The 294-nt window shown below is 32.3% G+C and carries 1 pseudogene; it reads left to right on the top strand.

The features are described from left to right. A pseudogene (locus FUA24_RS25825) lies at window positions 1–294 on the top strand (SecY family transport protein); the annotation flags it as partial.

Consider the following 294-nt stretch of genomic DNA (forward strand, 5'->3'; position numbering starts at 1 on the left):
TGCACAAGCTATTATGTTTGTTCCGGGTTTAATTGGAGGGTCTTCATTTATGAAAGACACAACGGCAGGTGCATGGTTACAAACAAATTTTTCAGATATTTTTGGTTTTTGGTATAATTTAGTATTTGCTTTATTAATAATTATATTTACTTATTTTTATACAGCAATTACAGTACCAACCAATAAAATGGCTGACGATTTAAAACGTAGCGGTGGTTTTATTCCAGGTATTCGTCCAGGATCAGATACTGCAGAGTATTTAGATAAAATAATGTCTCAAATTACATTGCCAGG

It is taken from the genome of Seonamhaeicola marinus (assembly GCF_008085455.1).